The organism is Micromonospora sp. D75 (assembly GCF_018070405.1).
GTDB lineage: Bacteria > Actinomycetota > Actinomycetes > Mycobacteriales > Micromonosporaceae > Micromonospora > Micromonospora chalcea.
The window spans coordinates 1-6,715 of record NZ_JAGPXV010000320.1 but is presented as its reverse complement, the minus strand read 5'-3'; the positions used below and the strand labels follow the sequence as shown (position 1 = coordinate 6,715).

The 6,715-nt window shown below is 69.6% G+C and carries 7 protein-coding genes and 1 pseudogene; 2 read left to right on the top strand and 6 right to left on the bottom strand.

The features are described 5' to 3' along the window. Positions 1-33: 33 nt before the first annotated feature. Positions 34-336, bottom strand: coding sequence for a hypothetical protein (locus KBX39_RS19090; protein WP_026268594.1), 303 nt, complete (start codon positions 334-336; stop codon positions 34-36). A 187-nt stretch (positions 337-523) separates the two neighbouring features. Between KBX39_RS19090 and KBX39_RS19085 the strand changes: the two genes are divergently transcribed. Continuing rightward, positions 524-1,267 carry a PIG-L deacetylase family protein gene (locus tag KBX39_RS19085; protein WP_166456068.1) on the top strand — a complete coding sequence of 248 codons (744 nt, stop codon included), beginning with the start codon at positions 524-526 and terminating at the stop codon, positions 1,265-1,267. Positions 1,268-1,338: 71 nt separating this feature from the next. Here KBX39_RS19085 and KBX39_RS19080 read toward each other — a convergent pair whose 3' ends face one another. Beyond that, on the bottom strand, positions 1,339-1,767 hold the full coding sequence (locus tag KBX39_RS19080; protein ID WP_166456069.1) for a DUF2267 domain-containing protein: 429 nt from the start codon (positions 1,765-1,767) through the stop codon (positions 1,339-1,341). A 659-nt stretch (positions 1,768-2,426) separates the two neighbouring features. Here KBX39_RS19080 and KBX39_RS19075 point away from each other — a divergent pair. Then, positions 2,427-3,320: an IS5 family transposase gene (locus KBX39_RS19075; protein ID WP_210871806.1), complete on the top strand. Its 894-nt coding sequence runs from the start codon at positions 2,427-2,429 to the stop codon at positions 3,318-3,320. A 99-nt stretch (positions 3,321-3,419) separates the two neighbouring features. On the opposite strand, the gene KBX39_RS19070 is transcribed toward KBX39_RS19075, so the two are convergent. The 4 genes and pseudogenes from KBX39_RS19070 to KBX39_RS19055 form a co-directional block, all read right to left on the bottom strand. Continuing rightward, positions 3,420-3,731: a transposase gene (locus KBX39_RS19070; RefSeq protein ID WP_210871804.1), complete on the bottom strand. Its 312-nt coding sequence runs from the start codon at positions 3,729-3,731 to the stop codon at positions 3,420-3,422. A gap of 1,120 nt (positions 3,732-4,851) precedes the next feature. Next, positions 4,852-5,727, bottom strand: coding sequence for a DUF72 domain-containing protein (locus KBX39_RS19065; protein WP_210871802.1), 876 nt, complete (start codon positions 5,725-5,727; stop codon positions 4,852-4,854). 47 nt (positions 5,728-5,774) lie between these two features. Continuing rightward, positions 5,775-6,173: a TraR/DksA C4-type zinc finger protein gene (locus KBX39_RS19060; RefSeq protein WP_043324464.1), complete on the bottom strand. Its 399-nt coding sequence runs from the start codon at positions 6,171-6,173 to the stop codon at positions 5,775-5,777. Between the two features lie 182 nt (positions 6,174-6,355). Then, positions 6,356-6,715: pseudogene (locus tag KBX39_RS19055) on the bottom strand (uridine kinase); the annotation flags it as partial.

The window sequence follows — 6,715 nt, the reverse complement described above, 5'->3', positions numbered from 1 at the left end:
GCCACCCGGCGGGTCGACGTGCGTGCTCATGTGTCAGGCGCTGCCGTCGGCGCCGCCGTCGTGCTGACCCGGCGTCGCGCCACCGTCGGCCGGGCCCTCCGCGCTGCCGTCCGCGCCACCGTCGTGCTGACCCGGCGTCGCGCCACCGTCGGCCGGGCCCTCCGCGCCGCCGTCCGCGCCACCGTCGTGCTGACCCGGCGTCGCGCCACCGTCGGCCGGGCCCTCCGCGCCGCCGTCCGCGCCACCGTCGTGCTGACCCGGGGTGGCACCGCCGTCAGCGGGGCCCTCCAGGCCGCTGCCGCCGCTGCTCTGGATGTCGTCGTCGTTCAATGCCATGGGTGCTCCCTCGGTGTGCCGCCCCGCGTGGTGCCGGGGTCCGTGTGCAGCGGGTGGTACCCCACGCCCGATCTTCTCTAACCACACCGTAGACGCCCGGACACCGTCGTACGGACGGTTCGCGGGGCAAGCGTCCGGGACCGGCGGATGCCAGGATGACGGAAGGACGACGTGCGAGGAGGTCCACGTGACGCAGCCGGAGCCGCTCACCCCACTGGCCGAGGACTGGCAGCGGGCGCTCGCAGTGGTGGCGCACCCCGACGACCTGGAGTTCGGCGCCGCCGCCGCGGTGGCGCGCTGGACCGCCCAGGGCAAGGAGGTCGTCTACTGCCTGCTGACCAGCGGCGAGGCGGGCATCGACGGGATGACGCCGGAGCGCGCCCGGGTGGTACGCGAGGAGGAGCAGCGCGCCTCCGCCGCCGTGGTCGGGGTGTCAGTGGTCGAGTTCCTCGGCCTGCCCGACGGGCTGCTGGAGTACGGCGTGCCGCTGCGCCGGGCCATCGCCGCTGTGGTGCGCCGGCACCGGCCGGACGTGGTGCTGACGAACAACTTCCGGGAGACCTGGGACGGGGCGTACGCGCTGAACCAGGCCGACCACATCGCCTGCGGCCGGGCCACGCTGGACGCGGTCCGCGACGCCGGCAACCGGTGGATCTTCCCGGAGCAGCTCACCGACGGCATCCAGCCGTGGTCGCGGGTCCGCGAGGTGTGGGCGGCCGGGTCGCCGGCCGCCCGGCACGGGGTGGACGTGACCGACACGTTCGACAAGGGCGTGGCGTCGCTGCGGGCGCACGGGGCGTACCTGACCGGACTCGGCGACGGCGGTTTCGACGCCGAGGAGTTCCTGGAGGGCATGGCCCGGCCGGCCGGGCGCCGGCTCGGCGCGCGGTTCGGCGCCACGTTCGAGGTGTTCCAGATCAGCCTTCAGTAGGGCGCGGCGACGGTCGGGACGCCGTCGGCCCGCCCCGCCGAGGGGGCGGGACGGACCGGGCCAGCGCCGGGTCAGGGAATGAGCTGACGCAGATCCTTCGGCATGGTGGACTTCACGTCCTGCCACTCGCCCTGGGTGACGTGCCGGCGCAACGTGTCCAGCACGACCTGCACCACCCGCTGCGCGCCGCCCTCGGCGTCGTACGGGAAGCCCTGGCGCACCTCGTAGAGGAAGTCGTCCCGGTTCAGCTTGATCGGCACGTTCTCCGGCTGCCAGCCGTCGAAGTAGACGCCCCGCACCAGCACCGGCAACTGCTGGGCGAACTCGACGCTCTCCTGCACCGGCATCCGGTCCCGCAGCAGGTGCAGCACCGTACGCAACGCGGCGTAGGACTGGTTGCGCTGCTCCTTGGGCCAGCCGTACGCGGACTCGATCTCCTTGAGCATCACGTTCGTCTTGTCCAGCGAGGACTCGAACGCGGACAACATCTGTTCGGCCATCGGGATCACCCCCGTGCGTCGGTCTCCCAGCGTCGGTCTTCGGCGCGGCGCGGCGGTCCGCTGGGCCCCCGCCACAGCCGGGTCGGACGGAACCAGCCGGGCCGTTCGGCCCGCCGAGGCGCCTCGGAGCTGCCGACCACGTGCAGTACGCCACCGCGGCGTCGATCCGCCACCACCCGTACCGTCATGACCCACCTCCTCGTCGCGGCGCCTCCGCCCGGCCGGCGGAGCGCGTCCACGGTCATGCTGCGGCGCGGACGGGTGAGCCGGCCTCACCCTCGGAGGGTGAGTCATCGTGTCGGCGTCCCAGGCCGGTGCCAGCGGCCCTCAGGCGTCCAGCAGGTCGACGAGCCGGCAGCCCGCGAGGCCGCAAGGCCCGCGCAGCGGCGCAGCCGAAAGGACGCCCGGCGCAGAGCGCGCCAAAGGACGGGTGCGGGACCGGACGGCGTCGATGCTGGCGGATACTCGGCGGGCGTGGGTTAGTCGGGCGGTGACCAGCATGTGGCGGTAGCCGACACGCTGGCTGACGGTATGTGCTAAGGCGTGTTTCGTAAGTCGGGCTGGCAGCGTCGAGGTCACGGTGTGGCGGTGATCGACAACTGAAGAGGTCTCCGGTATCTGGTTCTGCGACCAAGCAAGAACTTCATACCGGAGACCTCGTGGCCAGCGTAGCGGTGACGAGGCGGCATGACCTGACCGACGGGCAGTGGGCTGTTCTGGCTCCGCTGTTGCCTGCCGCGCCAGCTACGGGTCGTCCGCCGAAGTGGGAGAAACGGCAGCTCATCGACGGGATCCGGTGGCGGATCCGGATCGGCGCCCCATGGCGGGACGTGCCGGCGGAGTATGCGCCTTGGCCCACCGTCTACGGCCTGTTCCGCCGGTGGCAGCGCGACGGCACCTGGGACAAGATCCTGTCGGCGTTGCAAGCCGCTGGCGACGCCGGCGGTCGGATCGGGTGGACGGTGAGCGTGGACTCGATGACCAGCCGCGCCCACCAACACGCCGCCGGCGCCCGCACCGACGGGCACCTGCAGAAGGAACCACCCGGCGGCGTGCACGACGAGCCAGCCGATCATGCGCTGGGACGCTCACGCGGCGGGCTGACCACCAAGACTCACCTGGCCTGCGAGCAGGGCCAGAAGGTCCTGTCGATGACCGTGACCGCCGGGCATCGTGGGGACAGCCCGCAGTTCATCCCCGTCCTGCGCCGCATCCGGATCACCCGCCTCGGCGTCGGCCGACCCCGCACCTGCCCCGACCTGGTCCTGGCCGACAAGGCCTACACCAGCCGCGGCAACCGCACCTACCTGCGCAAGCGAGGGATCAAGGCATGCATCCCGCGAAAGAAGGACCAGGACGCCCACCGCAAGGCCAAGGGCAGCCACGGCGGACGCCCGCCGAAGTTCGACCCAGACCTCTACCGGATGCGGCATGCCGTCGAGAACGGCATCGCCCGACTCAAGCGCCACCGCGGCGCGGCCACCCGCTACGACAAGTTAGCCGTCCGCTTCCAGGCCGTCCTGACCATCACCATCATCTGCGAGTGGCTCTGACCGGCTTATGAAACACGCCCTAGTATGTCGAGGCGCCGATGTTCAGGACCCGTAGCAGGAGCGCGACCGCGAACTGGTCACGGTGTTCGTGGACGAACCTCATGACCGTCGCCGGGTCGGGTCGAGCTCCGCCGAGAAATACGCGCTCGCAGCCTTCAGGATCTCGTTCGCCCGCCGCAGCTCAGTGACTTCCCTACGCAGCCGGCGGTTCTCCTCCGCCATCCCACTGGTCGGCCGGTCGTGACGCTCACCTGCGTCAGCCTCGGCTTGGCGGATCCAGTTCCTGAGCGTCTCGTGATGCACGCCAAGCTGCTCGGCCAAGCGCCGGATCACGGGCTTCGGATCCGACTCGCGGTACAGACGCACAGCGCGCTGACGTAGCTCATCGGAGTAATTCTTCGGTGCTGCCACGGACGACTTCCTCCCCCACGGCCATCAAACCATGGTCAAGAAGCTCCATAAAAGCGGGGGCGGCTCAGCTCGGGGACACCAGATAACCCTGCATCCAGGAACAGCGGATGCGCCATACACAATGGCCTCGAGAAAGCCCTCGAGGCCATTGCTCTGACACGGCTCACGTCATGAGAGCCTAGGAACACATCTTCCAGGTAGGGCCCCAACCCTGACCGTAACTCGACTGGCTGGACCCCTGCAGTGAGTAGCGCACCGAGCCCTTCGCCTGCACATAGCTACTACATGACGCGGAGAAGGTGGGGCCAAAGCAGACTCGACTCAGCCCTCCGCCGAGGACGCTGGAGAGGCAATCCGCGTCGTAGGATGACTGGCGCACACCACTCTTCCACATCTGCACGCCAGAATCGCTGGCTTCATCGGTAGGGGCGGGGAAGCCAGTTTGGATTTCGATAAAGTTCGTAGTCTTGTTTGTCACGATCATTGCAGCTTGCGTGTTGCTGCCGCTGACAATCGTGCAAGCCGAGACGGCAGCGATTGACGTATTAGTGGAGAGTTGACTGCAGTGCCAAGAAGAAGTAAAGGTATAGGTTTGCCAGTAAGGGGCAGCGAAAGCCGGCTTCCCGCTCGCGAAGTTGACACCCAGAACGACCAGCACCATGGCCAGCAATGCCTTCGATTTCCGAAATCTCACACCGTTCCCCGTTTCTCTAACTCTTGGATCTTGCATAGAGAGTAGCGGACGGCATCGATACATGGAAGATCTCGCCGAGCTTCAATCATGACCATCGGCGTGACGAGGTGCCCCAGCACAAGCAGGTCGAGTCTGTGCAACGCACGACCCGAGCCCCGGCAACATCGGAGCTGCGGCATGGCCAGCTGCGCCGACCAATCCGAACGGCGGCACGGCCCCGGCACCGTTGGCGAGACGGTGGTGGAGAATTGGCGCGCGCTATCCCGGGCAGGCTCCCTGGCCTGCCCGGCAGCGCCGGCCCGAGGAGTGCAGAGGTTCCAAACGGCCACCACCGAAGATCACGCCGACACGCCAAACCACAGTGGACGAACCTGACCATTCAAGCTCTGTATCAGCGCTGCACCAAGGCCGACCCGCCGCGTAAGGCTACGTTTCCGGAGCTAGCAGGGCTTGTAGCTGCCGCCCGTTGCGCTGCGCGTAGTCGCGGTAGCAGTTGTTCATCAGGACGTGTGTCTGCTCGGCCTCGCCGGCCAACTCGCGCAGTTTCGGCGCCCAGTCGCGCAGCTCCCGCTTGGAGTAGTCGTAGCCAAACTTCTCGTGGATGTCTTTGCTCGTCCACTTGTCGCTGTGCCCGTGGAAGCGGACCATCGCGAGGTCCGCGGTGGCGGCCAGCACCGGCGGGACGGACGACTTGTGTCCCTGCGGCATGTCCACGCAGACGAACGGCAGCGCGTGCTCACGCAGGAAGCCCAGCGTCTCGTCGGCGTTGTCGCCGTCGAACCAGGAGGCGTGCCGGAACTCGAAGACCGGGCGCAACGGCGCGCACCGGCGGGCCACCTCCAGCAGGTACTGCTTGTTGTCCCGCTTGATGGTGAACCAGGGCGGGAACTGGAACAGCAGCGCGCCCAGCTTGCCCGCGTCGACGAGCGGGTCCAGGGCGGACAGGAACCGCGTCCACACCTCCTCGTACGCCTGCGCGGGCAGGTCGTCCGGGTAGACGTTGCGCTTGTCCGTGTCCGGGCGCAGGTCCTTGTAGAGCGCGGAGACGCGGGTGGGGTGGCCGGTCAGCAGGCTGAACGCCTTGACGTTGAACGTGAACCCGGCCGGGGTGCGTTCGGCCCACAGCCGGGCGGTGCGCTCGGCCGGCGGCGAGTAGTAGGTGGCGTCCACCTCGACCAGCGGGAACTGCCGGGCGTAGTAGGACAGCCGGCGCTCCGGCGTGTCGGCGCTGTCCGGATACCAGCCGGAGTCGAGCAGCGTCCGGTCGGTCCACGAGGCGGTGCCCACCTTGATCTCACCCATGGTGGGAGTTCATCGCGTCGGCGGACCGACCGGCAACCGCATCGGCGTCAGGCCGCCCGCCGCTCCCGGGTCTGCTTGCAGGCCACGCAGGAGGTGGCGGACGGGAAGATCTCCAGCCGCTCCACCGGGATCGGGGCGGTGCAGCCCTCGCAGAAGCCGTAGGTGCCCTCGTCCAGGCGGGTCAGCGCGTGCTCGAACTGCGCCCGCCGGTCCAGGATGGTGCGCAGCAGCGACTGCGCGGTGTCCCGCTCGGCGGTCTTGGTGCCGCTGTCGGCCTGGTCGTCGCCGGCGGTGTCGCCGACCTCGACCAGCCGCAGCACGTGGCTCTGCGCCAGCGTCTGCTCGTACTCGGCGGTCAGCTCGTCGTACCGCGACCGCAGGGACTGCCGGATCTGGTCGACCTCCGCCTGGGAGCGGCCGGTGGCTGTCGTGTCGTGGACGAGCATCGCTGCCTGCCTTCCTACGTCCTCATACCGGACCGGGGCGGCCAGCGCCCCGGACCCCGGTCCGACTGTGGATGCGCGGGCGACGAGATCACCCGTGCTCTGTGAGCCGGGCGATTACCCCCGCCCACGGCGGGCCAAACCGGCTGTTTCCTGAGTGTTTCCGGTGAGTCCGTAGCCGCTGGTCAGGCCGCCTCGACCAGCGCGGGGCGGCGCGGGTCGTCGGCCCGGACCACCACGTCGGCGAAGGACGCGGGGTCGACCTCGTCGGCGTAGCGGGCGAAGGCGGGCAGCGTCCAGCGCAGCGCCGGGTCGGTACGCCGGTCCAGCGCCGCCGGGGACAGCACGAGGTGGACCGTGACGTCGAACGGCAACGCGCCGCCGAGCAGCAGCGCGCCGCTGACCACTACCACCCCGCCGGGCGGCAGATCCACGTACGCGGCCCGGCTGGCCCGATCGGCGGCGGCGTCCCAGAGCGACGGCAGCAGCCGGCCCGAGCCGTCCGGGCCGGCCGGGTCGAGCACCTCGCGGCGCAGTCCGGGTTC